This is a genomic window from Hydrogenophaga intermedia, assembly GCF_023715105.1.
GTDB classification, from domain to species: domain Bacteria; phylum Pseudomonadota; class Gammaproteobacteria; order Burkholderiales; family Burkholderiaceae_C; genus Hydrogenophaga; species Hydrogenophaga intermedia_A.
This window is the reverse complement of record NZ_JAMBNO010000013.1, coordinates 64,526-89,993: the sequence shown is the minus strand read 5'-3', so window position 1 is coordinate 89,993 and position 25,468 is coordinate 64,526. Positions and strand designations below refer to the sequence as shown.

Sequence of the window (25,468 nt, the reverse complement as noted above, 5' to 3'; positions counted from 1 at the left end):
GGATCGCATGCAGCGTGCGTGGTGGTCAAGGTTGAGCTGGGGCGCGGCGGGCCTGGGCCTGTCGCTGCTCGGGGCCTGGCTGATCGCGCAACGCGGTCTCGACGCGCAGCGCGCCGCGTTCGAGACCGACGCGCGCATCGTGCACCGTTTGCTGAGCCAGCAGGTGGTGCAGCACGACGCCGTGCTTGCCACATTGGCCCTGCTGGAGCCCGCACGCGCCGACGCCCTGCCCCGTTTGAGCGCCATTCATCCTCGGCTGTTGCAGGTGCGGGTGCGCGAGCCCGGTGGCGCCTGGCCCGATGCCGCGCTCACCGAGGCCGAAACCGCCGCGCGGGCCAGCGGGCGCGCGGCCATGGCCGACGCGGAGCTGGCACAGGGCCGCTACACCCTGGTGCAGGGCGCGGGCAACGGCGCCTACGCACTCGACATCGCGCTGGCTGGCCTGGTGCCCGATGCCGACTGGCCGATGGACCGCGCGAACAGCCCGGTGCAGGTGGCGCTGCAATGGCGCGGACAGTCGCTGGTGCTGCAGCCCGGGCAGCCGCAAGCGCGCGGTTGGCGCTTCGATTTCGACAAGGTGGTGGCCGCCGAGAGCCAGCCTTTCCATGCGGTGGCCATCCGCTGGGTGGGGTGGGGTGAACTGCCCTGGTTGGCCATGGGTGCATGGACGCTGTTCGTGACCACCGTGCTGGTGGCATGGCGCCACGCGCTGCGCTCACGCGAGGCGCGACAGCGCGCCGAGGCCCTGCTGCGACTGGGCCAGCTCGGCCGTCTCAACGCCATGGGTGAGTTCGCTGCGGGTCTGGCACATGAGCTGAATCAACCGCTGACGGCAGTGCTCGCCAGCACCCAGGCCGCGCAGCGCCTGCTGGCCGACAACCCGCCCGAGCTGGACACCGCGCGCGAAGCCATGGGCCGGGCCGCGGCACAGGCGCGACGCGCGGCGGACGTCCTGGGCCGCCTGCGCCGCGGCCTGCAGGCGCCGGCGGACGCGTCCACGGCACGCGTGGCGCTCGACCTGGCGGCCTGCGTGCGCGAGGCGCTGCACCTGCTGCAGCCCGAAATCGAACGTTGCGGTGTGTCGGTGCGCTGGCGTGCAAGCGAGCCCGTGCAGGTGATGGCCGATACGGTTGCGATCGATCAGATCGTGCACAACCTGATCGCCAACGCCCTGCAGGCCATGGACCGACAGGCCGGGGGCGCGCGCGAGCTGCATCTGGCGGTGCGGCGCGAAGGCAAGCAAGCCGTGCTGGACGTGATCGACAGCGGCCCGGGCCTGCCACCCGATGTACTGTCGCGCGTGTTCGAGCCCTTCTTCTCCACGCGGGACGGCGGCCTTGGCCTGGGTCTGACGCTCAGCGAGTCGCTCGCGCAGGCCGAGGGCGGGCGACTGAGCGCCGCCAACGCGCCCGAGGGCGGCGCACATTTCACGCTCCAGTTGCCGCTTCACACGCCATGACACCGTCGCCAAACGACGCCCTTTCCCCCACCGTGCACCTGATCGACGACGACGAGGCGGTGCGCGAGAGCCTGGCCTTGCTGATCGGCACGGTGGGCCTGCGCGTGGTGTCCTGGGGCGACCCGCAACTCTTCTTGCGCGACTTCGATCGCGAGGGCATCGGCGCCATCGTGCTTGACGTGCGCATGCCCGGCATCAGCGGCCTGAGCGTGCTCGACACGCTGATCGCGCAGGGCGTGGACCAGCCAGTGATCATGCTCACCGGCCACGGCACGGTGGAGATGTGTCGCCGCGCCTTCAAGGCCGGCGCGGCCGAGTTCCTGGAGAAGCCGGTCGACGACGAGGCGCTGATCGAGGCGCTGCAGCAGGCGGTTCGCCAGCACGCGCAGTCGCGCCAGCGCGCCCAGACCGATCGCGCGGCGCGCGAGCGCTGGCTGCAGTTGTCGCCACGCGAGCGTGAGGTGCTGGCACTGATCGTCGAGGGGCTGTCGAACAAGGCGATCGCGCGCGTGCTCGACCTGTCGCCGCGCACCGTGGAAACCCATCGCGCACACGTGTTCGAGAAGCTGCAGGTCGATTCGCTCGCGCAACTGGTGCGCGGCTACGCGGCGCTGGTGGCCGGGCAAGGGCCTGCTGCGTAGTTCTACGCAGTGGCGGACGTAGCCGCGCGAATGGCGCGCACGGCCCGCGATTCCTACAGTGCAGGCACGGTTGATCGAACCGCAACGCCCTCCCGGAGACCCACATGAACACCCCCATCCGCACCGCCCTCGCCATTGCCTTGCTCGGCGCCACCGCTCTGACACAAGCCCAATCCGCCGCACCTTTGGTGCGCAGCGAGCGCGTGCTCTCGCTCGAGCTGGCCAACCAGATCGCCACCGCCACCGTGGCCGCGTGCAGCGCCAACGGGCACGCCGTGACGGCCGTGGTGGTGGATCGCGCCGGCAACCTGCGCGCCCTGCAGCGCGCTGACAATGCCGGTCCGCACACGCTCGAGGCCAGCCGCCTGAAGGCCTACACCTCGGCCTCGGCGCGCAACACCACGCTGGCCATGATGGAAGCGGCACAGAAGAACCCCGCAGCCGCCAACCTGAAGGACATCCCGGGCTTCCTGCTGCTTGGCGGCGGCGTGCCGGTGCGCGCCGGCAACGAGGTCATCGGCGCGGTGGGCGTGGGCGGTGCGCCAGGCGGCCACCTCGACGAACAGTGCGCCATGGCCGCGCTGGAACAGGTGAAGGCGGCCCTGCAATGAAGCGCCGTGCGCTCTTGCTGACGCTGGCCACGACCGCGGCCAGTGCCATGGCCCAGGTGCCGCCGTCGCCCGCCGAGAGCGCGGCCTACCAGGGCCTGCACGCCGCAGCGCAGCGCGGCGACGTGGCGCAGATCGCGCGCCTGCTCAAGGCTGGTGCGGCGATCGACGCCACCGACGGCGCCGGTCGCACGCCCCTGCACGTGGCCACCTTTGCGCGCCAGGGCGCGGCGGTTCGCGTGTTGATGGAAGCGGGCGCGAACCACGCGAAGCTGGAACACGGTCGATATGACGCGGTGACCATCGCCGCCGTGGCCGACGACGAAGACACGCTGCGCACGCTGCTGGCGCAGGGCGCAAGTGCGAAGCTCGTGACCAGCCGCTATGACGGCACCGCCCTGATCGCCGCGGCGCACCTGGGCCACGACGGCGTGGTGCGGCAACTGATTGCCGCCGGCGCCCCGCTGGACCACGTGAACAACCTGCACTGGACCGCCGTGATCGAGTCCATCGTGCTGGGCGACGGGGGCAAGCGCCACCAGGCCACGCTCAAGGCCCTGATCGACGCCGGCGCCAACCTGCAGCTCGCTGATCGCCATGGGCAGACGCCGCTGGCCCTGGCGAAAGCGCGGGGCTACGCCGAGATGGTGGCGATGCTCGAAAAGGCCGGCGCACGGTGACTTGAGCGCCCACGCAGCGATGCTGCGCGGGACGCTGTCCCCGGGGCCGATCCGCCCGGGGGGTCGCGCCGCGGCAAACGGTTTGCGCCGCCGCCTTCAGCCCAGCGTGACGCGCGCGAACTTGCGCTTGCCGACTTGCACCACATAGGTGCCGGCGCTCAGCTTGAGGCCTTTGTCACTGACGGCCGAGCCGTCCACGCGCACGCCGCCGCCGTCGATGAGGCGGTTGGCCTCGCTGCTGGAGGGCGCGAGCCCGGCCGACTTGAGCAGCGCCGCAATGCCCAGCGGCGCGCCCGTGAGCGCCACCTCGGGAATCTCGTCGGGCACGCCACCCTTGCTGCGGTTGATGAAGTCCTGCTCGGCGGCATCGGCCGCAGCGGCGCTGTGGAAACGCGCGGTGATCTCCTTGGCGAGCATCACCTTCGCGTCCTTGGGGTTGCGCCCGTTGGCCACTTCCCGCTTCAGCGCCTCGATCGCCTCGATCGTCTGGAACGACAACAGCGTGTACCAGCGCCACATCAGCGTGTCCGAGATCGACAGCACCTTGGCGAACATGGTGTTGGCGTCTTCGGTGATGCCGATGTAGTTGTTCTTGCTCTTGGACATCTTCTCGACGCCATCAAGGCCTTCGAGCAGCGGCATGGTCAGGATGCATTGCGGCTCCTGGCCGTACTCGGCCTGCAGGTGGCGGCCCATGAGCAGGTTGAACTTCTGGTCGGTGCCGCCGAGCTCCAGGTCGCTCTTGAGCGCCACCGAGTCGTATCCCTGCATCAACGGGTAGAGGAACTCATGCACGCTGATCGGCGTGCCGGCCTTGAAGCGGTCGTGGAAATCGTTGCGTTCCATCATGCGCGCCACGGTGTACTTGGCCGCCAGCTGGATCATGCCCATCGAGCCCAGCGGCAGGCTCCACTCGCTGTTGTAGCGAATCTCGGTCTTGGCCGGGTCGAGCACCAGGCTCGCCTGCTTGTAGTAGGTCTCGGCGTTGGCCTTGATCTGCTCGGGCGTGAGCGGCGGGCGCGTGCTGTTGCGACCCGAGGGGTCGCCGATCAGGCTGGTGAAGTCGCCGATCAGGAAGATCACCGTGTGCCCCAGGTCCTGGAGCTGGCGCATCTTGTTGAGCACCACGGTGTGGCCGATGTGGATGTCGGGCGCCGTCGGGTCCAGCCCGAGCTTGATGCGCAACGGCGTGCCGGTGCGCTCCGAGCGTGACAATTTTTGCACCCAGTCCGCTTCGGGGATCAATTCTTCGCACCCCCGGCGCGTCACGGCCAGGGCGTGGCGCACGCCGTCCGTCAGCGCAGCGGTGCCGCTCGCGTCTGCCGCGGACTTGTCGGGCGAAATTGAACCTTTATTCATACGTGTTTCTTCCGATGGGAGGGGGCCGTGGCGTCGTTACACTTGCCGGCTATCGCCGGATTTTAGTTGGCGTGTTTTTTGCACTGGAAAGTGCGCGCCTGTAAAGCCCGGCTTGTGGCGTGAACTCTCGCGTCGCCGCCCGCTCACTCCCTGGATATCGGTGTGTGGCCCTGGCGCCCTCACCGGCCCTTTCATGGATGACCGAAATTGATACGCCAGACCTTCAACGCCACGGCCGCCCTGGGCCGACAGACCACTGACCTGATCATCCGCCACCCCCGCCGGCTCATGGGCGGTATTGGTGCGCTGCTGCTGGGCACCGGCGTCACGGCCTTCGGCATCGCCCCGCTTGCCCCCGACGCCGCCGACCTGCCGGTGCGTCAGGTCGTCGAAGCCCTGCCGGCCTCGGCCCAACCCACCCTGATCGCCTCGCCACTGGCGACCACGGACCTTGCCCTGGGCAACCCGTTGCTGGCCGACCCCAGGCCCTGGACGCTGTACCGAAGCGACACCACACGCAGTGATGACACGCCCCAGAGCCTGCTGCAGCGACTGGGCGTCAACGACACCGAAGCCCAGGCCTTCCTCGGGCGCGACCCGCTGGCCCGGCAACTGCTCGCCAGCCGCGCCAGCCGCCTGGTGCATGCCGAGGCCGCACCCGACCAGGAACTGCAGCGCTTGACCGCGCGCTGGGTGGACCCGCGCGAGGAGCGTGGCTTCCTGCGCCTGGTGGTCGAGCGCGGCGCCGACGGCCTGAGCTCGCGCCTGGAAAAGGGTCGCCTTGAATCCAGTCCGCGCCTGGCGGGTGGCGAGATCCAGAGCTCGCTGTTCGCCGCCACGGACGCCGCTGGCGTGCCCGACGCCGTGGCCGTGCAGCTGGCCGAAATGTTCGCCAGCGACATCGACTTCCGGCGCGACCTGCGCCGCGGTGACCGCTTCCACGTGGTTTACGAAACCCTCACCGCCGACGGCGAGCCGCTCAAGACCGGGCGCATCCTCGCCGCCGACTTCATCAACGACGGCCGCACGCACGAGGCCGTGTGGTTCGAGGCCCCCGGCTTCAAGGGCGGCTATTACGGCTTCGACGGCGAGAGCAAGCGCCGTTACTACCTCTCGTCGCCGCTGGAGTTCTCCCGCGTGAGCAGCGGCTATGGCATGCGCTTTCACCCGGTGCTGGGCCAGCGTCGCGCGCACCTCGGGGTGGACTTTGCCGCCCCCACCGGCACGCCGGTGCGTACGGTGGGTGACGGCGTGGTCGAGTTTGCCGGCGTGCAACGCGGCTACGGCAACGTGATCTTCATTCGCCACCGCCACAACCAGGTCACCGTTTACGCGCACCTCAGCCGCATCGGCGTGCGCACCGGCCAACGCGTGGCCCAGGGCGACTTCATCGGCAACGTCGGCTCCACCGGCATGTCCACCGGGCCCCACCTGCACTGGGAGTTCCGCGATAACGGCGTGCACAAGGATCCGCTGCAGGTCGCGCGCCAGAGCGAGGCCGTCAAGCTGCCCGATGGCCTGCGCCCCGCGTTCATGGTGGTGGCCCAGGCCCAGCGGCTGCAGCTCACCGCCGCCGCCACGATGCAGACCGCCAGCGCAGACTGAGCACCGCGGGCTGGGCTCGGCATTGGCCGGTCAGCCGCCCAAACAAAAGGGGAGCCCGAAGCTCCCCTTTTTTGTGCCGATCGGCTTGACCGGTGTCAGACGCTGAAGCTCGAACCGCAGCCGCAGGTGGTGGTGGCGTTGGGGTTCTTGATCACGAACTGGGCGCCCTGCAGGTCTTCCTTGTAGTCGATCTCGGCGCCCACCAGGTACTGGTAGCTCATGGCGTCGATCAACAAGGTGACGCCGTTCTTGCTCATCGAGGTGTCGTCCTCGTTGACCACCTCGTCGAAGGTGAAGCCGTACTGGAAGCCGGAGCAACCACCGCCCTGCACGAACACGCGCAGCTTCAGGTCGGGATTGCCTTCTTCGGCCACCAGCTCAGCCACCTTGGCCGCTGCACTGTCGGTGAAGACCAGCGGGGCGGGCAGTTCGGTCTGGACGGTTTCGGCGACAGCGCTCATGGGGTGTTCCTCTCGTAGGGGGCGGGCATGGACGCCCGCAGATAGCCGAATGGTACGTCACCGCGCTCGGGATTGCCCGAATCAGCTGTTTGCCGCCAGTTTCAGTGTGGGCATTGCCGCTGTGCCATCGGTCGCCACCGGCTTGAGCTGGCCAGCGATGCGGGCGCCCTGGTGCATTTCGATCGAGCGGTAGGAGACGTCGCCCTCGATGTGGGCCTTGGGCTGCAGTTCGAGCAGCTCGCGGGCCAGCACCGGGCCCTTGACGTGGCCATTGATGATCACGTGATCGGCCTCGATGGAGCCGCTGACAGACGCCACCTCGCTGACGATCAGGATGCTCGGCTCGCCGTCGGCGGCACGGATGTTCCCGTTGACCTCGCCGTCGATGCGCAGGCCCTCGCTGAACTGAAGGTCGCCCTGGATTCGGGTGCCCTGCGCGATCAGGCTCTTGATGGGGGGCTGCTTGGTCTTGTTGCCGAACATGGGCGTCTCCTTGATGGCGGCTTCACAGGTCGAGGGTCTGCACGGACCGTACCGCGCTGCCCTGCAACACCTTGGCGGTGACGGACTTGACCTCCGCCTGCGCGGGCAAGTCCACCAGACCTTCCTGGCGCAGATAACCCTTCACCAGAACCGATTGCGGCGCGGACGCGTGCCTGGCCGACCAGGGCTTGCCGGCCAGCGTGCCCGTGAAGCTGATCTCCAGTGATCCGCGGAATTCTGGGGCCCGGCGCGCGGCCTGGATCATCAGAACCTGCCAGCGCCATTGCGTGGCCGACAGGCGTTCGGCCTGCAAGCCACGGATGGCCAGGGCATCGCCGCCGCTGGCGGGGATGAGACGCTCGAAGAAGCCCAGGTCGTTGCGCAACGACTGGTTGTCTGCCTCGAGCTGGCGGATCTGTACCTGCAGTTGATCGATCATGGCGCGCTCGGCGGTGAGCTGGCTCACCGAGGTGCTGCCCTCGGCGCGTGCCTGCATGAGTTGTTCGCGCAGGTCCTTGGCCTCCACGCGCAGGCGCTGCAGCTCGGCCTGGGCGTTGCGGTCCACACCCGCGATGTCGCGACCGAATTCGAAGGCCCACAGGGCCAGCGCACCCGAGAAGCCCAGCATGATGGCCACCAGCAGCCAACGCAGCGGCCAGGGCAGCGCGCTGCGCACCGCCATGCGCGGGGCTCCCGCCGACCATCTCCTACGCACCAGGCGCCAACGCATGCAACCCTTTCATTCAAGTGCAAGCAAACGAAAGCAAGGCCCAGAAAGCAGAAACCGCCCCAAGCGGACTTGAAGGCGGTTTCTGTGGGCCGTTGGCCGAAGCGTCAGCGCTTGCTGAACTGCTTGCGGCGCCGCGCAGAGCGCAGACCGACCTTCTTGCGTTCCACTTCGCGGGCATCGCGGGTCACGAACCCGGCCTGCGACAGAGCGGGCTTGAGGGTCGCATCGTAGTCGATGAGCGCGCGGGTGATGCCGTGGCGCACCGCGCCGGCCTGCCCGGACTCACCGCCGCCGTGCACGTTGACCTGGATGTCGAAGGTCTCGACGTTGTCGGTCAGCACGAGCGGCTGCTTGGCGATCATGATCGAGGTCTCGCGGCCGAAGAACTGCTGGATGTCCTTGCCGTTGACCGTGATCTTGCCGCTGCCCTTCTTGAGGAACACGCGGGCGACGCTGGATTTGCGACGGCCGGTGCCGTTGTTCCATTCACCAATCATTCAGGGCTCCTTCAGATGTCCAGCGCCTGCGGCTGCTGGGCGGTGTGCGGATGCTCGGGGCCGCCATAGACCTTGAGCTTCTTGATCATGGCGTAGCCCAGGGGGCCCTTGGGCAGCATGCCCTTGACGGCCTTCTCCAGCGCGCGGCCGGGGTGCTTGGCCTGCATGTCGCGGAAGTTGGTGGCGTAGATACCGCCCGGGAAGCCCGAGTGGCGGTAGTACATCTTGTCGGTGGACTTGGTGCCCGTCACGCGCAGTTTGGCTGCGTTGACGACGACGATGAAGTCACCGGTATCGACGTGAGGCGTGTAAATGGCCTTGTGCTTGCCGCGCAGTCGGAGAGCCACTTCACTGGCAACTCGTCCGAGGACCTTGTCGGTCGCGTCAATCACAAACCACTCGTGCTTCACGTCAGCGGGTTTGGCGCTGAACGTTTTGGTCATGTTGAACCTGTATCGAGGGTTTGGCGGCCCTTTTCCACGGTCGGCGGTTCTCTGACGGAACCCTCTTAGGTGGTGTTTCGGCTGTTGACCGAACTTCGCCGCGGGGCCACAGGAAATCGCTGCGAAGCCTGCCATTGTACGAAATCGGCGAACCGGGGGCAAATCGGGGCTACCATCGCCCGCGCATGTTCTCTTACCGCCACGCCTTTCACGCCGGCAACCACGCCGACGTCCTCAAGCACCTGGTGCTCATTGCCACGCTGCGCCACCTGATGCTCAAGCCACCGACGTTGACGCTGGTGGACACCCATGCCGGGGCAGGGCTGTACCGGCTCGACAGCGAATTCGCCGACAAGGGGGGCGAGGCGGAACATGGCGTGGTGCGCCTGTTTGCGGCCTTGCGCCCCGCCCAGGGCAAAGGGGGGGCGAGCACCCCGCTGATCGACGACTACCTGGATCTAGTAGCCGGCTTCAACCCGGGCGGCTCGCTGCGCGTCTACCCGGGCTCACCGTTCGTGATGCAACGGCTGATGCGCGACGCGTCGCGCGACCGCCTCAAGCTGTTCGAGCTCCACCCCACCGACGGCAAGACCCTGTCGTCCAACATGGCCCAGCTGGAGGCCGGGCGCAGCGTGGTCGTGCTGCGACAGGACGGCTTCGAGGGTCTCAAGCCGCTGCTGCCGCCGCCGGCCGACGCCCAGGGCTCGCGCCGGGCGCTCGTGCTGATCGATCCCAGCTACGAGCTGAAGAGCGATTACGGGAAAGTAAGCACCTGCATACTCGATGCGCTCAAGCGCTTCGCGACGGGTACCTATGTCGTCTGGTACCCGGTGATTCCCCGCACCGAGGCGCATGACCTGCCGCGCAAGCTGCGCGCGGCGGCACAACGCGCCGGGCGTGGCTGGCTGCATGCCACGCTGGCCGTCGGGCACCCGCCGCTGGAGCCCAACGAGCGTCCGGGGCTGACCGCCAGTGGTGTGTTCATCATCAACCCCCCGCACACATTGGCCGCCGGCCTCAAGGAAGCGCTGCCGCTGCTGGTGGATGTGCTCGGGCGCGGACGCGGCCAGGGCCACGCGGTGGAGACAGGCGACGGCTGAGGGTCGCCAGGATGGAGCGGTTCGCTGCGGGGTGGTCAGGGCCGGGCCAGCACCATCGTCCAGTACGGCGTCTGGTCAGCGCCTTCCCTGCGCATGCACGCCAGCCCGAACTCCGTGACGCTGGCCCGCATGAGGTTCTGGCAGTGGCCGGTGCTGTTCATCCAGCCATCAAGCGCTCCCGTGAGGCTGGTCGGCCCCGCGGCGATGTTCTCAGCCACCGTGCTCCACACATAGCCTGCGGCATTCGCCCGGTCGCCCGACGAGCGTCCGTCGCTGCCCGTGTGGCTGAAGAAGGCGCGCGTCGGGCAAAGCGAGAGAAATCAGGAACTTCCGTGGGTGAGCGCGGGGTGGCGTCGGGTTCCCGACCAGCGGAATCGCATTAGCCGACCGATCGGTCGGCTAATTTGCTAGACTGCAGATCGCGCCCGGTCGAGGGCCAGGAGACACGCATGTACACGCAATCCTTCAACGTGCCCGACGGGCAGGCAGCGCCCGGGCTTCAGCCCGTGGCGAGCGAAGCCGATGCCGCGCTGCAGGCGCACTTTGACGCCGTGGTGGACGCCGACGGCAAGATCGAGCCGCGGGACTGGATGCCGGAGGCCTACCGCAAGACGCTCGTGCGCCAGATCAGCCAGCACGCGCACAGCGAGATCGTGGGCATGCTGCCCGAGGGCAACTGGATCAGCCGCGCACCGAGCTTGAAACGCAAGGCCATCCTGCTGGCCAAGGTGCAGGACGAAGGCGGGCACGGCCTGTACCTCTACAGCGCGGCCGAAACCCTGGGCACCAGCCGCGACCAGATGGTCGAGGCGCTGCACAGCGGCAAGGCCAAGTACAGCTCCATCTTCAACTACCCCACCCTCACCTGGGCCGACGTCGGCGTGATCGGCTGGCTGGTCGATGGCGCGGCGATCATGAACCAGATCCCGCTGTGCCGCTGCAGCTACGGGCCGTATGCGCGCGCCATGATCCGCGTCTGCAAGGAAGAGAGCTTCCACCAGCGCCAGGGCTACGAGGCCTTGCTCACCATGATGCAGGGCACCGCCGAGCAAAAGGCGATGGTGCAGGACGCGGTGAACCGCTGGTGGTGGCCGGTGCTGGCCATGTTCGGCCCGCCCGACGACAACAGCCCGAACAGCGTGCAGGGCATGCGCTGGGGCATCAAGCGCATCAGCAACGACGCGCTGCGCCAGAAGTTCGTCGACGCCACGGTGCCGCAGGCCGAGGTGCTGGGTGTGACGCTGCCCGACCCGGATCTGAAGTGGAACGAGGCCAAGGGCGGCCACGACTTCGGTGCCATCGAATGGGACGACTTCTGGAACGTGGTGAACGGCAACGGCCCCTGCAACAAGGAGCGCCTGGCCACGCGCGTGAAGGCCTGGGAGGACGGTGCCTGGGTGCGCGAGGCCGCACTGGCCCACGCGCGCAAGCAACAGCAACGCGCCCTGAAGGAGGCCGCATGAGCACCGCGAACGATCCCAAAGCCTTGAAGGAATGGCCCCTGTGGGAGGTGTTCGTGCGCAGCAAGCAGGGCCTGGAGCACAAGCACTGCGGCAGCCTGCACGCCAGCGACGCACAGCACGCGCTGCAGATGGCGCGCGACGTGTACACGCGCCGCCAGGAGGGCGTGAGCATCTGGGTCGTGCCCTCGGCCAGCATCACCGCCAGCGAGCCCGACGCCAAGGACGCCTTCTTCGACCCCGCGGCCGACAAGATCTACCGCCACCCGACCTTCTACGAGATCCCGGAGAAAGTGGGGCACATGTGAACGCCCATCCCACCCATGCGCCGGTGGACTACCTGTTGCACCTGGCCGACAACGCGCTGGTGCTCGGGCAGCGCAACGCCGAATGGTGCGGCCACGGGCCCATTCTTGAAGAAGACCTCGCGCTGGCCAACCACGCGCTCGACCACCTGGGCCAGGCGCGACTGCTCTACCAGCACGCGGCTGCGCTGATCAACGTCGATGCGTCGCTCGCGGCGCGCTTCGAACACCTGCAGGGCGCGCGCACGAACGGTGCGATCACCGAGGACACGCTGGCGTACTTCCGCAGCACGCGCGAGTTCCTCAACTTCACTCTGCTGGAACTGCCGCACCACGGCCCGCTGGCCGGCCCGGCCCGCCAGGACCGCGACTACGCCACCACGATCGTGCGCAACTTTCTCTACGCCGCGCTGATGCGCCTGTGGTGGGAAGCCCTGCAGGACAGCGCCGATGCGCAACTGGCCGGCATCGCCGCCAAATCGCTCAAGGAGGTGCGCTACCACCTGCAGCACGCGGGCGACTGGCTGGTGCGCCTGGGCGATGGCACCGAGGACAGCCACACGCGCGCGCAGGCCGCGCTGAACCACCTTATGCCGTACACGCAGGAATTCTGGAGCGGCAGCGAGGCCGAAGCCACGGCCGCAGCCAGCGGCACCGGCGTGGCACTGGCCACGCTCAAACCCGCGTGGGATGCGCTGGTGGACGAGGCCCTGGCCGAGGCCACGCTGAAGCGCCCCCCTGCCGCGGGCCACGTGTCGCAAGGCAAGCACGGCCTGCATTCCGAGCACATGGGCTTTCTGCTCGCCGAGATGCAGAGCCTGGCGCGCGAGCACCCGCAAGCGGTGTGGTGATGGACGCCACGCTGCGCACAGACGCCTCTGCGCCCGTGCAGGCCGTGCGGGCCGTGCAGGCCGTGCGCGCGATTGAAGCGGCGATCGCGCACCTGGCCGACCCCGAGATCCCGGTCGTGAGCCTCACCGAACTGGGCATCCTGCGCGAGGTGCGCGTGGGTGCCGACGGCGTGCCCGAGGTGGTCATCACGCCCACCTACTCGGGCTGCCCGGCCATGGGCCAGATCGAGGACGACATCCGCGCCGCGCTGGCCGACGCCGGCCTGCCAGGGCGTGTGGTGACGCAACTCGCCCCCGCCTGGACCACCGACTGGATGACGCCTGCCGCGCGCGAGAAGCTGCGCGCTTATGGCATTGCGCCGCCGAACGGGCGCGCCGCACACGGCAGCGACAAGGTCATCACCTTCGCGCGCCGCGCCGCCAGCCAGCCCGTGCCCTGCCCGCGCTGCGGCTCCACCCACACCACCGAAACCTCGCCCTTCGGCTCGACGGCCTGCAAGGCGCTTCATCGCTGCCTCGATTGCCTCGAACCCTTCGACCTCTTCAAGCCGTATTGACCATGAACGCCACCCCCCGCGGATTCGTCGAGTTGCCCGTTGCACGCGTGAGCCCCGAGGCCGCGGGCTCGGTGGCCGTCACGCTGGCCGTGCCCGAGGCACAGCGCACCGCCTTTGCCTTCGAGCCCGGACAATTCCTCACCGTGCGCGCGCGCATCGGTGGCCAGGAGGTGCGGCGCAGCTACTCCATCAGCAGTGCACGCAGCCTCTACACGAGCAAGGGCGAGCTCACGCTGGGCATCCGCCCGGTGGAAGGCGGCGTGTTCAGCAACTGGGCGGCCACGCAACTCAAGGCCGGCGACACGCTGCAGGCCATGCCGCCCGATGGCCGCTTCACCGTGCACCGCCCACGCGCGCTGCACCGCGTGGGCTTCGCGGCGGGTTCGGGCATCACGCCCATCCTGTCGATCATGACGAGCACGCTGGAGGAGTCGTCAACCGCCAAGTTCACGCTCGTCTACGGCAACCGGCGCATGGCCAGCGTGATGTTCAACGAAGCGCTGCAGGACCTGAAGGACCGCTACCGCGACCGGCTCACGCTGATCCACATCCTGTCGCGCCAGGCGCAGGAGGTGCCGCTGCTCGAAGGCCGCATCGACGGCGACAAGGTGCGCGAGATCGTCGCCACGCTGCTGCCGGTGGCCAGCATGGACGAGGTCTTCATCTGCGGCCCCGAAGCCATGATCGAGGCCACCGAGCAGGCCCTGCTCGGCGCCGGCGTGAAGCCCGAGCGCATCCACACCGAACGTTTCACGTCACCCACGCTGGAGGCCCTGCCGAGCGCCGAGCGCGTGAAAGTGCAGCTGGGCCACACCGAACGCAGCGAGGGCGAGGTCGCGCTCACCGTGGTGCTCGACGGCAAGCCGCACGAACTGCGCATGGGCCGCGACCAGCGTGTGCTCGACGTCGCGCTGGAGGCCGGCCTCGACCTGCCGTGGTCGTGCCGCGGCGGCGTGTGCTGCACCTGCCGCGCCAAGGTGATGGAAGGCAGCGTGGCGATGGAGAAGAACTTCACGCTCGAGCCCTGGGAGATGGAACAGGGCTTCGTGCTGAGCTGCCAGGCGCGGCCCACCACGGACCGCATCGTCGTGAGCTACGACGAACGCTGAGCGACACGCTCAATCGGCGTAGATCACCACCGGCGCGACACCAGCGCGGACCAGGCCGATGCGTTCGGCGCCCGCGCGGCTGAGATCGATCACGCGACCCGGCGTGAACGGGCCGCGGTCGTTGATGCGCACCACCACCGCCTGTCCGCTCGCCGGGTTCAACACCCGCACCCGCGTGCCGAAGGGCAAGGTCTTGTGGGCCGCGGTCAGGGCGTTCATGTCGAACACCTCGCCACTCGCGGTGCGCCGGCCGTGGTGCTGCGCGCCGTACCACGAGGCAATCCCGCGTTCGATCTCACGGCCGCCACTGACCACGCCAGCATCGTCGCCCGACGACGGCGGTGGCCCGCTGGCGCAGCCCGCGAGAGCGGCGACCACGGCCAGGGCGATCAGGTGGCGAAGGGCGGACATGGGTTCAGTTCGGGTCCAGGCGGCGCAGCAGTTCCAGGGTGGCCGCGCTCTGGTTCATCGTATAGAAGTGCAGGCCCGGCACACCGCCGTTGCACAGTTGCTCACACAAGTCACTCACCACATCAAGCCCGAAGGCCTTGATCGACGCGGTGTCGTCGCCGTAGGCCTGCAACCGCAGGCGGATCCAGCGCGGGATCTCGGCGCCGCAAGCGTCCGAGAAGCGCATCAGCTGTGTGGAACTGGTGATCGGCATGATGCCCGGCACCACCGGCACATCGGCGCCGAGCTTGTAGGCGTCATCCACGAAACGGAAGTAGGCGTCGCTGTTGTAGAAGTACTGCGTGATCGCCGAGTGCGCACCGGCCTTCACCTTGGTGACGTAGGCCTTGAGGTCGGCTTCGGGCGACTTGGCCTGCGGATGCACCTCGGGGTAGGCCGCCACCTCGATGTGGAAGTCTTCGCCCGACTCGGCGCGGATGAAGGCGACCAGGTCGCTCGCGTACTGGAATTCGCCGCCCAGGCCGTAGCCGCTGGGCAGGTCGCCGCGCAGCGCGACCAGGCGCTTGACGCCCATGGCCTTGAGTTGCGCGAGCTGCTCACGCACGCCGGCACGCGTGGCACCGATGCACGAGAAGTGCGACGCGGCATCAACGCCCTCGGCAAGGATCTCTTTCACGGTACCGAAGGTGCCGGCTTGCGTGGAGCCGCCCGCGCCGTAGGTGACGGAGCAGAACACCGGCTGACGCGCGTAGAGCTGCTGGCGCACTGCGCGCAGCTTGTCGGCGCCCTCGGGCGTCTTGGGCGGGAAGAACTCGAAACTGATGGGCAGGTTCATGCCGGTTTCCGGACGAAGACGAAGAACTCGCGGTTGCCATCGCCACCGGCGATGGGGCTGTCGAAATAGTCGCGCACCTCAAGGCCCAGGCCTTGCAGCGCGGTGGTGATGCGCTCTCGCACCAGCGGGTAGAACGCCGCGTCCTTCACCAGCCCGCCCTTGCCGATGTGCCCGGGCTGCAGCTCGAACTGCGGCTTGACCAGCATGAGCCCATGGCCGCCCGGCTTGAGCAGCGGCGCGAGCGCCGGCCACACCAGCGTCTGCGAGATGAAGGACAGGTCGCCCACGATCAGGTCGAACGGCGGCTCGGCCCCGGCCTCGCGCAGTTGCTGCGCGGTCAGCTCACGCGCGTTGATCTGCTCGATCGCCATCACACGCGCGTCGCCACGCAAGCGCGGGTTGAGCTGACCACTGCCGACATCAACGCCCACCACCTGCGCCGCACCGCGCTGCAGCAAGCAGTCGGTGAAGCCGCCGGTGCTCTGCCCCACGTCGAGCGCGCGCAGTCCACGCACGTCGAGCCCGGTGTGCGTGAGCGCACCGTCGAGCTTCAAGCCGCCACGCGACACAAAGCGCGCCTCGGCCGCATCGAGCACCTGCAACTCGGCTGCCAGTGGCAGCTCGTCGCCGTTCTTGGCCACGGGCTTCCAGTCGGCCCCAAGGCGCCACCTCACGCCCGCGGCAATCAGCCGCTGGGCCTGTGATCGCGACGCCGCGAGTCCGCGCTCGACGAGGAGTTGATCAGCACGCATGGTGGAACGCAGCGGCCCCATCCAGAGATGCCGCGGAACCGGCTTCGCCGGGCCGCTGGCATCGCCCCCGGAAGGGGGTCGCGCGAAGCGCGGCGGGGGTGATCAATATCTGTACGTGTCCGGCTTGTAGGGGCCCTGCTTCGGCACGCCGATGTACGCTGCCTGCTCGTCCGACAGCTCGGTCAGCATGGCACCGACCTTCTTGAGGTGCAGGCGTGCGACCTTCTCGTCCAGATGCTTGGGCAGCACGTAGACCTTGCCCAGGTCGTAGCTGTCCGGGTGGCTGAACAGCTCGATCTGCGCAATGGTCTGGTTGGCGAAGCTGGACGACATCACGAAGCTGGGGTGGCCAGTACCGCAGCCCAGGTTCACCAGACGACCCTTGGCGAGCAGGATGATCTTCTTGCCGTCGGGGAAGATGACGTGATCGACCTGGGGCTTGATTTCTTCCCACTGGCACTTGGCTTCGAGCTCGGCGACCTGGATCTCGTTGTCGAAGTGGCCGATGTTGCAGACGATGGCCTGATCCTTCATGGCGGCCATGTGCGCGTAGGTGATGACGTCGCGGTTGCCGGTGGTGGTGACGAAGATGTCGGCCTTGTCCGCGGCCCACTCCATGGTCACGACCTTGTAGCCTTCCATGGCGGCTTGCAGCGCGTTGATGGGGTCGATCTCGGTCACCCACACCTGAGCGCTGAGGGCGCGCAGCGCCTGGGCCGAGCCCTTGCCCACGTCACCGTAGCCGCAAACCACGGCCACCTTGCCGGCGATCATCACATCGGTGGCGCGCTTGATGCCATCGACCAGCGATTCGCGGCAGCCGTAGAGGTTGTCGAACTTGCTCTTGGTGACCGAGTCGTTGACGTTGATGGCGCGGAACATCAGGTGGCCCTTGGCCGCCATTTCCTTGAGGCGGTGCACGCCGGTGGTGGTCTCTTCGGTCACGCCGATGATCTCGGCGCTCTTGCGGCTGTACCAGGTGCTGTCTTCGGCCAGCTTGGCCTTGATGGCGGCGAACAGGATGCGCTCTTCCTCGCTGCCCGGGTTGGCCAGCACGGACGGGTCCTTCTCGGCCTTCTTGCCCAGGTGCATCAGCAGCGTGGCGTCGCCGCCGTCGTCCAGGATCATGTTGGGGCCTTCGCCCGGCGTGCCCTTGGCGCCGAAGTCGAAGATGCGGTGCGTGTAGTCCCAGTAGTCGACCAGCGTCTCGCCCTTGATGGCGAACACCGGCGTGCCGTTGGCGGCGATGGCCGCGGCGGCGTGATCCTGGGTGGAGAAGATGTTGCAGGAGGCCCAGCGCACCTGCGCGCCCAGTGCCTGCAGCGTCTCGATGAGCACCGCGGTCTGGATGGTCATGTGCAGCGAGCCGGTGATGCGTGCGCCCTTCAAGGGCTGCTTGGCCGCGTATTCCTCGCGGATGGCCATCAGGCCGGGCATCTCGGTCTCGGCGATCTTGATTTCCTTGCGGCCCCAGTCGGCCAGGGAAATGTCGGCGATCGCGCAGTCGGTCGGCAGGGTGGGAATGCGTGCATTCATGGTTTGCTCCAAAACGTGTTTGAAAAAACCACTTGCCGCGGGGCGAAAAAAAACGCTCACCGCACAGAAGTGGATGAGCGTCGTTGCGAATTCGGTTCCGAGCCTCACGCCATGCCGGCGCTGCAACGCTCCTCGGAAGCCCGAAATTCTATCGCAGGGCGCCGTTTCCTGCCAGACCGCCCGGCTATCCTCGCACCCCATGCAGGAACTCAGCCAGTGGCCCGCCGCGCAGCGCGCGCGCATCGCGGGCATCTTCACCGACATCGACGACACGCTCACCCGCGACGGCGCCATCGAGCCCGCCGCGCTGGCCGCGCTGCACGAATTGCGGGCAGCCGGCCTGCCCGTGTACGCCATCACCGGCCGCCCGGTGGGCTGGAGCGAACCGTTTGCCCAGGGGGATCAGGCCTGGCCGGTGGAGGCCATCGTGGCCGAGAACGGTGCCGTGGCACTGCTGCCCGGCGGCGGCCGCCTGTACCTGCAGGACAGCGCCACCCGCGCCGCGAACTTTGCGCACCTGCAACGCGTGCTGATGCGCGTGGAAGCCGAGGTGCCCGGCGCGCGGCGCGCCACCGACAGCGCCGGCCGCGAGACCGACATCGCGATCGACCACAGCGAGTTCACGCAGTTGAGCGACGAGACCATCGCGCGCGTGGTGGCCCTGATGCACACCGAGGGCCTGCGTGCCACGGTGAGCAGCATCCATGTCAACGGCTGGATCGGCGGGCACGACAAGCTCGAAGGCGCGCGCTGGGTGCTGCGCGAGCGCACCGGCCGCAACCTGGACGACGAGCTCGACCGCTGGGTCTACGTGGGCGACTCGACCAACGACCAGGTGATGTTCGCCCACTTCCCGCACAGCGTGGGCGTGGCGAACATCGCGCGCTTCGTGCCCCAACTGCACACGCTGCCGCGTTACGTGACGTCCGCCGAGCGCGGTGCAGGCTTCGCCGAAGTGGCGCATGCCCTGCTGGCGGCGAGGGGCCTGTGAGCGAACACCCGTTGCCGGCGCGGGGGGTCATATCCACCCCGCCCGCCCACGCACGCCTGGGCCTGGTCGCCATCTTCGGCGCCACCTTCTTCGAGCTCGTGGGCTACTTCATGCTCACGCCGCTGCTGTTGCTGCGCCTGAAGGACGCTGGCGAATCGACCGCGCTCGCGGGCCTGTTCGCGGCCAGTGGCTGGCTGGGCATTTTCCTCATGGTGCCGTTCGCCTCGGCCGTCACGCGCCGCCTGGGCCGGCGGCCGACGCTGTGGTTGTCGGCACTCATTCCGACGCTGGCCACCGCCGTCTTTGCGCTCTCACCCGCGCTGCCGCTGTGGTTTGCGCTCAAGCTGGTGGCCGGCATGGCCTCGGGCCTGCGCTGGGTGCTGGCCGAGGCCATCGTGGCGGAGTTCGCGCCGCCTGCACAACGCGGGCGCTACGTGGGCCTGTTCGAAACCCTGGTCGGCGCCACCTTCGTGCTGGGCCCGCTGATGCTGGCCTGGGTAGGACCGCAAAGCGACACCGCGCTGTGGATCGCTTTCGCCTGCATGGCGATCGGCCTGGCCTGGAGTCTGCTGATTCCGCGCGTGCCGCCCGTGGCCGACGCGCACGACGCCCGCGTGGGTCTGGCCGGCGTGTGGCACGCGCTCGCCGCGCACCCGCTGATCATGACGGTGGGCTTCGTCGGAGGCTTCTTCGAGAGCGGGCTCACCTCCATCCTGCCGCTCTACGGTCTGGCGCTGGGCCTGGGCGCGGTGCTGGCCGCCCTGCTGGTGTCGGCCAGCGGCCTGGGCAGCGCGCTCATGATGCTGCCCGCCGGCGTGCTGGCCGACCGCATGGCCGACCACCCCCGGGCGCGCTGGGGCGACGCGCGCGCCGCGCGGCTCACGCTCATGCGGCTGTGTGCCTGGGTCACGCTCGCCGGCACGCTGCTCATTCCCTTCGTGGCCGGGCAACCCTGGCTGGCCGCGCCCGTGGCCTTCGTCTGGGGCGGTGCGGGCGGGTGCCTCTACACGCTGGCCATGATCGACATCGGCTCGCGCGAACAAGGCATCACGCTGGTCAACAGCACCGCGGTGCTGGTGATGAGCTACACGCTGGGCGGTGTGCTGGCGCCCGCGCTGGGCGCTGCGGCGCTGCAGTGGGCGCCGGTGCTGGGCTTTCCCGCCCTGCTGGTGGGCGTGGCCGCGTTGGGGGTATGGTTGCTGCGGCGCCCGGAACCCTGAACCGTGCCGCGCCTCTCACCCGGTGTTTGCACAAGGACCCCACCATGGCCATTCCCTGGATCGCTGCGCTCAAGATCATCCCCTGGGGTGACGTGATCGAACACGCGCCCAAGGTGCTCAACGCCGCGCGCAAGCTGCTCGACAAACAGAAGGCACCGCCCGTGCCCGTGCCACCGAGCGCACCGATGGACCCGAACGCCGAGCCGCCGAGCCTGGGGGAACTTCGCAACCGCCTCATCGAGGCGCGGCAACTCATCGATCAGCAGGCCACCGCGCAGCAGCAGATGGCGCAGACGCTGAGCGAACTGGCCGAACAGAACGCGCGCCTGGTGGAGGCGGTGCAACTGCTGCGCGTGCGCACGCGGATGCTGATGGTGGTGGCTGCCCTGCTCGCCATGGTGGCCCTCTGGCTGTGGTCGTCTTGATCAGTCCAGCTGACAGAGCAGGTATTGGCTGGTGCGAAAGAGTTGCCGCGTAGCCGTCGGGCAATCTGCGCCCACCTGGTCCACAATCATGTGGCGCAGGCCGTTGACGCGCGCGTAATCGGCAAACTCCGCAGGTGTCTTCAGCGCCTTGACCTCGCGGTAGCGCTGTATCCATTGGTCGCGAAAGCGCGGCTCCCACATCACAGCAGCCCCCTGCTTCCAGTCCACCCATACCCGCTGGCGGCTGAGTAGCTGGAAATAATCGTGACCATCGCCATGCCCCGCAAGGCTGATCAGGAAAGGGCCTGCCACACCCTGTTCGCGCACCCAGGTGGTCAACTCCGTAAGCCCCGGTGGATGTGCGTCCTCGAGTTGGAGGCCCGGGCTCTTGGCTATGTGAGGCAGAAGCGCGATCAACGCGACTGGCACAAACACCCCATAGGGCCTGCGCCACGTGAGCCCGAACAGCAGGCCGAGCGCCCAGCCGCCCATCACGATCCAAAGCAGTCCATTGAGCAAGGTCCAATCCCACCGCCAGGCGCCGGCAGCAATAACCATCGCGGTGAATGCCACCGCAAGGCGGCACTGGGCTGCACGCAGCCAGCCCGGAATCCAGCGTGATCCCCGCTCGATTGCGACGATGGCGAGGAGGCTCAGGGCCGCGAAGGCCAGCCCCGTGGGCTCTTGCAGCGTTGACAGCATCGACAACAAGCCAATCATCGCGAACACGCGCACCGACGGATCGCGCTCGCCACCAAGGCGAACGCTCAGCACCGCAATCGCGAGCACCACGGAAAGCCACTGAGCAACGCCCTCGATGCGAAGCAGGTGCAGGTTGAAAACGATACGTTGATTCAGCATGTACGGCAGCACCGCTCCGGCCGCGAAGACCATTGCGCAGGCGCCCAGCACAACGAGCCAGAATCGGGGCCGTGGTGAAAGTGCGGCGGCCAGCAAACCGAGCAAGAAATGGAAGGCGAAGATGACTAGTTCGCGTGGGGTAGCCGCTTCAATCAGAAAGTGCTCGGGGTAATAGGTACGAGGTACGGATGTACTCAAGGTAATCGAAATCGACCCTGGCGCCAGTGCTCATGGACTGCACGATCCACACGAGCACGGGAGAAGCCAGGAGGCCAAAAGCCAGCGCGCCCTTGGGGACCTGAGACCATGCGCGCTCGCCGCCGCCGAGCAGAAACACCGGCCCTAGAATGGCCAGCAACCAGATGCCGACAAAGGCATTGATGGCAAAAACGACGCCCGCAAGCGCCCCCGCAAGCACCCAGCGTCCGGCCTGGGCCGCCATCAGTGCGGCAAGCAACGGCCCCCATGTGACCTCGCTGTGAGTGAAGTAACGCACCCATAGCCCGTGCCCCCCCACCGAGCTGGCGCCCACCAACCAGGGTGTGAGTACGCAGACCAGCAGACCCACAGCGGCGAGGTGAAATTGCATCTGAAAGTGCCGGATCAGCAGCCACAAGATCGCCAGCACCGCCAACAGGCGGCTGACGAAGTGACCCACAAAGAAGACCAGACCGACGTTGGCCTCGTTCACCACCCAGCGAACGATGGGCCAGACCACTGACGTGAACTTGCCGAGCGTGGCATAGAACGCGTCTTGCTCGAATGCCGGCTGTTGCGCCCAGTCCAGCACCAGGGGAACGTGAAAGACGTTGTTGCTGATCCCGAAGTGGAAGCCGGTCCGAACGACAGACAAGGCGGTGGCCACGAGCAACAAGGCGGCCAACCATACGGGGCGGATGGGCGATGGGCGCGGAAGCAATGCCATGAAAGTGCTTCGATGGTGTGCCAGGACGACCACGCCCACCAGGCATCGCCGAGCAGGCTTGGATTCCACGGAGAGGGTGCGCGACTGTAGAAAGCTTACCAATACTTCCTGATGGCCATGCAGGTTCCACGCCCAGCCGTAGCCTGGCGCTAGCGACGTGACCCGATTTCCGCCACGTCGACCTCCGCATCACAGCCCACGCCCACCGCGATCCAGCGCCGCGCCAAGCGGCGCAGCAACGGTGCGGCGAAGCCCCAACGCGGGCCGAGCACGCCCGCGGCGTCGGTGAGGGCGCCGCAACGGTAGATGCCTGAGGCATCGTCCCATCGCAGTGCGTTGCACGCGCCCTGGCGTTTTCGCGAGATCACACGCCCCAGCGGGCAGGGCTCGAGCAGGCAGCACACGCCGCAGCCGTTGCAAGGGGCGCCCAGCGCGGGCTTGGGCGGCGCTTCGGGTCGCACGAGGATGATGGGGTGGGTCACGCGATGACGGGGCCGGGCCGACGGAAGCCGCCCCGCATCATCGCGCGCTTTGCGTCGCCGCGGCGGCGATATGGGTTGCGTCCACCCCGAAGAAGGCCCGCAGCGCGGCGCGGGTGTCGCTGCGTCCGAACCCATCGGTGCCCAGGGTGCGCATCGCGCGCCCGCCGGGCAGCCAGGCCCGGATCGCCTCGGGCACTGCGCGCACATAGTCGCTGACCGCGGTGATCGGGCCGGCGGTGTCGGCCAGCAGGGTATGCAGCCACGCCGTACCGCCCTGCGCGAGCGCAAGCTCGGCGTCGCGCGCGAGTTCACTCCAGCTCGTGATGCTGCAGAGGTGCACCCGATGGCCCATGGCCGCGAGCTGGTCGGCGGCGCGCCTGGCTTCGGTGAAGATGGCGCCCGATGCCAGCAGCGTGAGGGGCGCGCCACCCTCGGGACCGAGGGACGTGAAGTGGTAGCCACCCCGCAGCACGCCTTCGCGGGCGGTGGTCGGCAGGTCGGGTTGCTCGTAGTTTTCGTTCATGAGCGTGACGTAGTAGAAGACGTCGCGCTGCTCCACCAGCATCTCGCGCATGCCCGCATCCACGATCACCGCCATCTCGCCGGCGAACGCGGGGTCATAGGCCTTGCAGTTGGGGATGGTCGCGGCCACCAGGTGGCTGCTGCCGTCCTGGTGTTGCAAGCCCTCGCCGCCCAGCGTGGTGCGCCCCGAGGTGGCGCCCAGCAGGAAGCCACGCGCGCGCTGGTCGGCCGCGGCCCAGATCGCATCGCCCACGCGCTGGAAGCCGAACATGGCGTAGTAGATGTAGAAGGGCAGCATGGCCAGCCCGTGCACGCTGTAGCTGGTGGCGGCGGCCGTCCAGCTCGCGATCGCGCCGGCCTCGCTGATGCCCTCTTCCAGGATCTGCCCGTCCAGCGCCTCGCGGTAGCTCAGCACCGAACCAATGTCCTCGGGCGCGTACACCTGCCCCACGCTGCTGTAGATGCCGACCTGCTTGAACAGGTTGGCCATGCCGAAGGTGCGCGCCTCGTCGGCCACGATGGGCACAATGCGCGGCCCCAGCGTGGCGTCCTTGAGCAGATTGCCCAGCAGGCGCACGAAGGCCATGGTGGTGCTCATGGCCTTGCCGTCGGCAGCCAGTGCGAAGCCAGCGTAGCGCTCGATCGCGGGCACGGGCACGGGCTCGCAGGCGGTTTCGCGGCGCGGCAGCGGGCCGCCCAGGGCCTCGCGGCGCGCGCGCAGGTAGCGAAGCTCGGGGCTGTCGTCGGCCGGCTTGAGGAAGCTCAGGCCGGTGGCCTGCTCGTCGCTCAGCGGCAACTCGAACCGGTCGCGAAAGGCCAGCAGCTCCCCGGCGTCGAGCTTCTTCTGGCTGTGGGTCGTCATGCGGCCCTGGCCCGCCGCACCCATGCCATAGCCTTTCTTGGTGTGCGCGAGGATGACGGTCGGCTGGCCGCGGTGCGCCTGCGCGGCCGCGTAGGCGGCGTGGATCTTCACCAGGTCGTGCCCGCCACGCTTGAGGCGGTCGATCTGCTCGTCGCTCAGACCTTCGACGAGGGCGGCCAGTGCCGGGTTCTGCCCGAAGAAGTTTTCGCGGTTGTAGCGCCCGTCCTTGGCGGCGAAGGTCTGCATCTGGCCATCGACCGTGTCGCCCAACGCGCGCGCAAGCGCGCCGCCCGGGTCGCGCGCGAACAGGCCGTCCCAGTCGCTGCCCCAGAGCAGCTTGATCACGTTCCAGCCCGCGCCGGCGAAGAGGCGTTCGAGTTCGTCCACGATGCGGCCGTTGCCGCGCACCGGGCCATCGAGCCGCTGCAGGTTGCAGTTGACGACCCAGACGAGGTTGTCGAGCTTCTCGCGCGCCGCCAGGGTGAGCGCGCTCATGCTCTCGGGCTCGTCCATCTCGCCATCGCCGAACACGCCCCACACGGTGCGACCGGCGCAATCCAGCAAGCCGCGGTGCGTGAGGTAGCGCATGAAGCGCGCGTGATAGATCGAGCTGATCGGGCCGATGCCCATGGAGCCGGTCGGGAATTGCCAGAAGTCGGGCATCAACCAGGGATGCGGGTAGCTGGAGAGGCCGCGTGCACCGCGCGCAGGCGCCACGATCTCCTGGCGGTAGTGCAGCAGGTCTTGCTCGCTCAGCCGGCCTTCGAGGAAGGCGCGCGCGTACACGCCAGGCGCGCTGTGCGGCTGGAAGAACACGAGGTCGCCGCCGTGATCGGTGCTGCGCGCGCGGAAGAAATGGTTGAAGCCGGTCTCGAACAGATCGGCGGCGCTCGCATAGCTTGCGATGTGACCGCCGAGTTCGCCGTAGGCCTGGTTGGCACGCACCACCATGGCCAGCGCATTCCAGCGCATCAGGGAGGCCAGACGTTCCTCGATCGCGAGATCGCCCGGGAAGGGCGGCTGCTGCTCCGGCGCGATGGTGTTGACATACGGCGTGTTCAGCCCCGGCTGCCAGCCCACGCGGTGGCCGCGCGCCAGCCGCGCCAGGCCGTCCAGGATCTGGCGCGCGCGCGCCGGGCCCTGGGCGTGCAGCAGCGCCAGGAAAGCGTCCTCCCACTCGGCGGTTTCCTGCGGGTCGGGGTCGAAGGCGGTGAGGTCGGTCGGCTTCATGCTGCGGCACTGTACCGGGGAGGCCGCGGCATGTGATGTCGAAAAACGGGCCAACGCCGGTCAGAACA

The 25,468-nt window shown here is 68.3% G+C and carries 28 protein-coding genes, 1 pseudogene and 1 riboswitch; of the genes and pseudogenes, 14 read left to right on the top strand and 15 right to left on the bottom strand.

Going from position 1 to position 25,468, the window contains the following annotated elements:
* The first annotated feature begins 7 nt into the window (after window positions 1-7).
* From M3149_RS13650 to M3149_RS13635, 4 genes are all read left to right on the top strand, one after another.
* On the top strand, window positions 8-1,459 hold the full coding sequence (locus M3149_RS13650) for a sensor histidine kinase (protein WP_251710097.1): 1,452 nt from the start codon (window positions 8-10) through the stop codon (window positions 1,457-1,459).
* Window positions 1,456-2,100 (top strand): response regulator transcription factor, encoded by a 645-nt coding sequence (locus tag M3149_RS13645; protein ID WP_251710096.1) that lies wholly within the window; start codon window positions 1,456-1,458, stop codon window positions 2,098-2,100. The genes M3149_RS13650 and M3149_RS13645 overlap by 4 nt, the downstream gene beginning before the upstream one ends.
* Before the next feature lie 104 nt (window positions 2,101-2,204).
* Window positions 2,205-2,711, top strand: a complete 507-nt coding sequence (locus tag M3149_RS13640; RefSeq protein WP_251710095.1) for a GlcG/HbpS family heme-binding protein — start codon at window positions 2,205-2,207, stop codon at window positions 2,709-2,711.
* Window positions 2,708-3,388, top strand: a complete 681-nt coding sequence (locus tag M3149_RS13635) for an ankyrin repeat domain-containing protein (RefSeq protein ID WP_251710094.1) — start codon at window positions 2,708-2,710, stop codon at window positions 3,386-3,388. Before M3149_RS13640 ends, M3149_RS13635 begins: the two co-directional genes overlap by 4 nt.
* Window positions 3,389-3,484: 96 nt before the next feature.
* Here the strand turns inward: M3149_RS13635 and tyrS are convergent, their stop codons facing one another.
* Window positions 3,485-4,747 carry a tyrosine--tRNA ligase gene (tyrS, locus tag M3149_RS13630; protein WP_251710093.1) on the bottom strand — a complete coding sequence of 421 codons (1,263 nt, stop codon included), beginning with the start codon at window positions 4,745-4,747 and terminating at the stop codon, window positions 3,485-3,487.
* A 207-nt stretch (window positions 4,748-4,954) separates the two neighbouring features.
* Here tyrS and M3149_RS13625 point away from each other — a divergent pair, with 207 nt between their 5' ends.
* Window positions 4,955-6,352, top strand: coding sequence for a M23 family metallopeptidase (locus M3149_RS13625; RefSeq protein ID WP_251710092.1), 1,398 nt, complete (start codon window positions 4,955-4,957; stop codon window positions 6,350-6,352).
* A 95-nt stretch (window positions 6,353-6,447) separates the two neighbouring features.
* Here M3149_RS13625 and erpA read toward each other — a convergent pair whose 3' ends face one another.
* From erpA to rplM, 5 genes are all read right to left on the bottom strand, one after another.
* Window positions 6,448-6,813 (bottom strand): iron-sulfur cluster insertion protein ErpA, encoded by a 366-nt coding sequence (gene erpA, locus M3149_RS13620; RefSeq protein WP_251710091.1) that lies wholly within the window; start codon window positions 6,811-6,813, stop codon window positions 6,448-6,450.
* Between the two features lie 81 nt (window positions 6,814-6,894).
* Window positions 6,895-7,296, bottom strand: coding sequence for a bactofilin family protein (locus tag M3149_RS13615; RefSeq protein WP_251710090.1), 402 nt, complete (start codon window positions 7,294-7,296; stop codon window positions 6,895-6,897).
* A 22-nt stretch (window positions 7,297-7,318) separates the two neighbouring features.
* Window positions 7,319-8,026: a DUF6776 family protein gene (locus tag M3149_RS13610; RefSeq protein ID WP_251710089.1), complete on the bottom strand. Its 708-nt coding sequence runs from the start codon at window positions 8,024-8,026 to the stop codon at window positions 7,319-7,321.
* Between the two features lie 104 nt (window positions 8,027-8,130).
* Window positions 8,131-8,523 (bottom strand): 30S ribosomal protein S9, encoded by a 393-nt coding sequence (gene rpsI, locus M3149_RS13605; protein ID WP_251710088.1) that lies wholly within the window; start codon window positions 8,521-8,523, stop codon window positions 8,131-8,133.
* Window positions 8,524-8,534: 11 nt separating this feature from the next.
* A complete protein-coding gene (gene rplM / locus M3149_RS13600) occupies window positions 8,535-8,966 on the bottom strand; it encodes a 50S ribosomal protein L13 (protein WP_251710087.1) in 432 nt (143 codons plus the stop codon).
* A gap of 185 nt (window positions 8,967-9,151) precedes the next feature.
* Between rplM and M3149_RS13595 the strand changes: the two genes are divergently transcribed.
* The gene (locus M3149_RS13595) at window positions 9,152-10,066 is read left to right on the top strand and encodes a 23S rRNA (adenine(2030)-N(6))-methyltransferase RlmJ (protein ID WP_251710086.1); all 915 of its coding nucleotides are present in this window, start codon (window positions 9,152-9,154) and stop codon (window positions 10,064-10,066) included.
* Window positions 10,067-10,101: 35 nt separating this feature from the next.
* Here the strand turns inward: M3149_RS13595 and M3149_RS13590 are convergent.
* Window positions 10,102-10,362: pseudogene (locus tag M3149_RS13590) on the bottom strand (CAP domain-containing protein); the annotation flags it as partial.
* A 153-nt stretch (window positions 10,363-10,515) separates the two neighbouring features.
* Between M3149_RS13590 and paaA the strand changes: the two are divergent.
* Genes paaA through M3149_RS13565 form a run of 5 tightly spaced genes read left to right on the top strand, consistent with a single transcriptional unit; the run spans window position 10,516 to window position 14,348 of the window.
* Window positions 10,516-11,529, top strand: coding sequence for a 1,2-phenylacetyl-CoA epoxidase subunit PaaA (gene paaA, locus M3149_RS13585; protein WP_251710085.1), 1,014 nt, complete (start codon window positions 10,516-10,518; stop codon window positions 11,527-11,529).
* Window positions 11,526-11,834 (top strand): 1,2-phenylacetyl-CoA epoxidase subunit PaaB, encoded by a 309-nt coding sequence (gene paaB, locus M3149_RS13580; protein ID WP_251710084.1) that lies wholly within the window; start codon window positions 11,526-11,528, stop codon window positions 11,832-11,834. Before paaA ends, paaB begins: the two co-directional genes overlap by 4 nt.
* Window positions 11,831-12,682: a 1,2-phenylacetyl-CoA epoxidase subunit PaaC gene (paaC, locus tag M3149_RS13575; protein WP_251710083.1), complete on the top strand. Its 852-nt coding sequence runs from the start codon at window positions 11,831-11,833 to the stop codon at window positions 12,680-12,682. Before paaB ends, paaC begins: the two co-directional genes overlap by 4 nt.
* Window positions 12,682-13,239: a 1,2-phenylacetyl-CoA epoxidase subunit PaaD gene (gene paaD, locus M3149_RS13570; protein WP_251710082.1), complete on the top strand. Its 558-nt coding sequence runs from the start codon at window positions 12,682-12,684 to the stop codon at window positions 13,237-13,239. The genes paaC and paaD overlap by 1 nt, the downstream gene beginning before the upstream one ends.
* Before the next feature lie 2 nt (window positions 13,240-13,241).
* Window positions 13,242-14,348: a 2Fe-2S iron-sulfur cluster-binding protein gene (locus M3149_RS13565; RefSeq protein ID WP_251710081.1), complete on the top strand. Its 1,107-nt coding sequence runs from the start codon at window positions 13,242-13,244 to the stop codon at window positions 14,346-14,348.
* 9 nt (window positions 14,349-14,357) lie between these two features.
* Here the strand turns inward: M3149_RS13565 and M3149_RS13560 are convergent, their stop codons facing one another.
* The 4 genes from M3149_RS13560 to ahcY form a co-directional block, all read right to left on the bottom strand.
* Window positions 14,358-14,759: a septal ring lytic transglycosylase RlpA family protein gene (locus M3149_RS13560; RefSeq protein WP_251710080.1), complete on the bottom strand. Its 402-nt coding sequence runs from the start codon at window positions 14,757-14,759 to the stop codon at window positions 14,358-14,360.
* A gap of 4 nt (window positions 14,760-14,763) precedes the next feature.
* Window positions 14,764-15,594, bottom strand: coding sequence for a methylenetetrahydrofolate reductase [NAD(P)H] (gene metF / locus M3149_RS13555; RefSeq protein WP_251710079.1), 831 nt, complete (start codon window positions 15,592-15,594; stop codon window positions 14,764-14,766).
* Window positions 15,591-16,346, bottom strand: coding sequence for a TlyA family RNA methyltransferase (locus M3149_RS13550; RefSeq protein WP_251710078.1), 756 nt, complete (start codon window positions 16,344-16,346; stop codon window positions 15,591-15,593). Before M3149_RS13550 ends, metF begins: the two co-directional genes overlap by 4 nt.
* Window positions 16,347-16,448: 102 nt before the next feature.
* The gene (ahcY, locus tag M3149_RS13545) at window positions 16,449-17,882 is read right to left on the bottom strand and encodes an adenosylhomocysteinase (RefSeq protein WP_251710077.1); all 1,434 of its coding nucleotides are present in this window, start codon (window positions 17,880-17,882) and stop codon (window positions 16,449-16,451) included.
* Between the two features lie 68 nt (window positions 17,883-17,950).
* Window positions 17,951-18,022: riboswitch (S-adenosyl-L-homocysteine riboswitch) on the bottom strand.
* A gap of 59 nt (window positions 18,023-18,081) precedes the next feature.
* Here ahcY and M3149_RS13540 point away from each other — a divergent pair.
* Genes M3149_RS13540 through M3149_RS13530 form a run of 3 tightly spaced genes read left to right on the top strand, consistent with a single transcriptional unit; the run spans window position 18,082 to window position 20,518 of the window.
* A complete protein-coding gene (locus tag M3149_RS13540; RefSeq protein WP_251710076.1) occupies window positions 18,082-18,873 on the top strand; it encodes an HAD-IIB family hydrolase in 792 nt (263 codons plus the stop codon).
* Entirely contained in the window at window positions 18,870-20,093 is a 1,224-nt protein-coding gene (locus tag M3149_RS13535) for an MFS transporter (RefSeq protein WP_251710075.1), read from the top strand. Before M3149_RS13540 ends, M3149_RS13535 begins: the two co-directional genes overlap by 4 nt.
* A 44-nt stretch (window positions 20,094-20,137) precedes the next feature.
* Window positions 20,138-20,518: a hypothetical protein gene (locus tag M3149_RS13530; RefSeq protein WP_251710074.1), complete on the top strand. Its 381-nt coding sequence runs from the start codon at window positions 20,138-20,140 to the stop codon at window positions 20,516-20,518.
* On the opposite strand, the gene M3149_RS13525 is transcribed toward M3149_RS13530, so the two are convergent.
* The 4 genes from M3149_RS13525 to mdeB all read right to left on the bottom strand — a co-directional run bounded on the left by M3149_RS13525 (window position 20,519) and on the right by mdeB (window position 25,400).
* Window positions 20,519-21,577, bottom strand: a complete 1,059-nt coding sequence (locus M3149_RS13525) for a hypothetical protein (RefSeq protein ID WP_251710073.1) — start codon at window positions 21,575-21,577, stop codon at window positions 20,519-20,521.
* Window positions 21,528-22,304 carry a hypothetical protein gene (locus M3149_RS13520; protein WP_251710072.1) on the bottom strand — a complete coding sequence of 259 codons (777 nt, stop codon included), beginning with the start codon at window positions 22,302-22,304 and terminating at the stop codon, window positions 21,528-21,530. Before M3149_RS13520 ends, M3149_RS13525 begins: the two co-directional genes overlap by 50 nt.
* Window positions 22,305-22,453: 149 nt before the next feature.
* Window positions 22,454-22,786, bottom strand: coding sequence for a hypothetical protein (locus tag M3149_RS13515; protein WP_251710071.1), 333 nt, complete (start codon window positions 22,784-22,786; stop codon window positions 22,454-22,456).
* Window positions 22,787-22,823: 37 nt separating this feature from the next.
* Window positions 22,824-25,400 (bottom strand): alpha-ketoglutarate dehydrogenase, encoded by a 2,577-nt coding sequence (gene mdeB / locus M3149_RS13510; protein ID WP_251710070.1) that lies wholly within the window; start codon window positions 25,398-25,400, stop codon window positions 22,824-22,826.
* Window positions 25,401-25,468 lie beyond the last annotated feature (68 nt).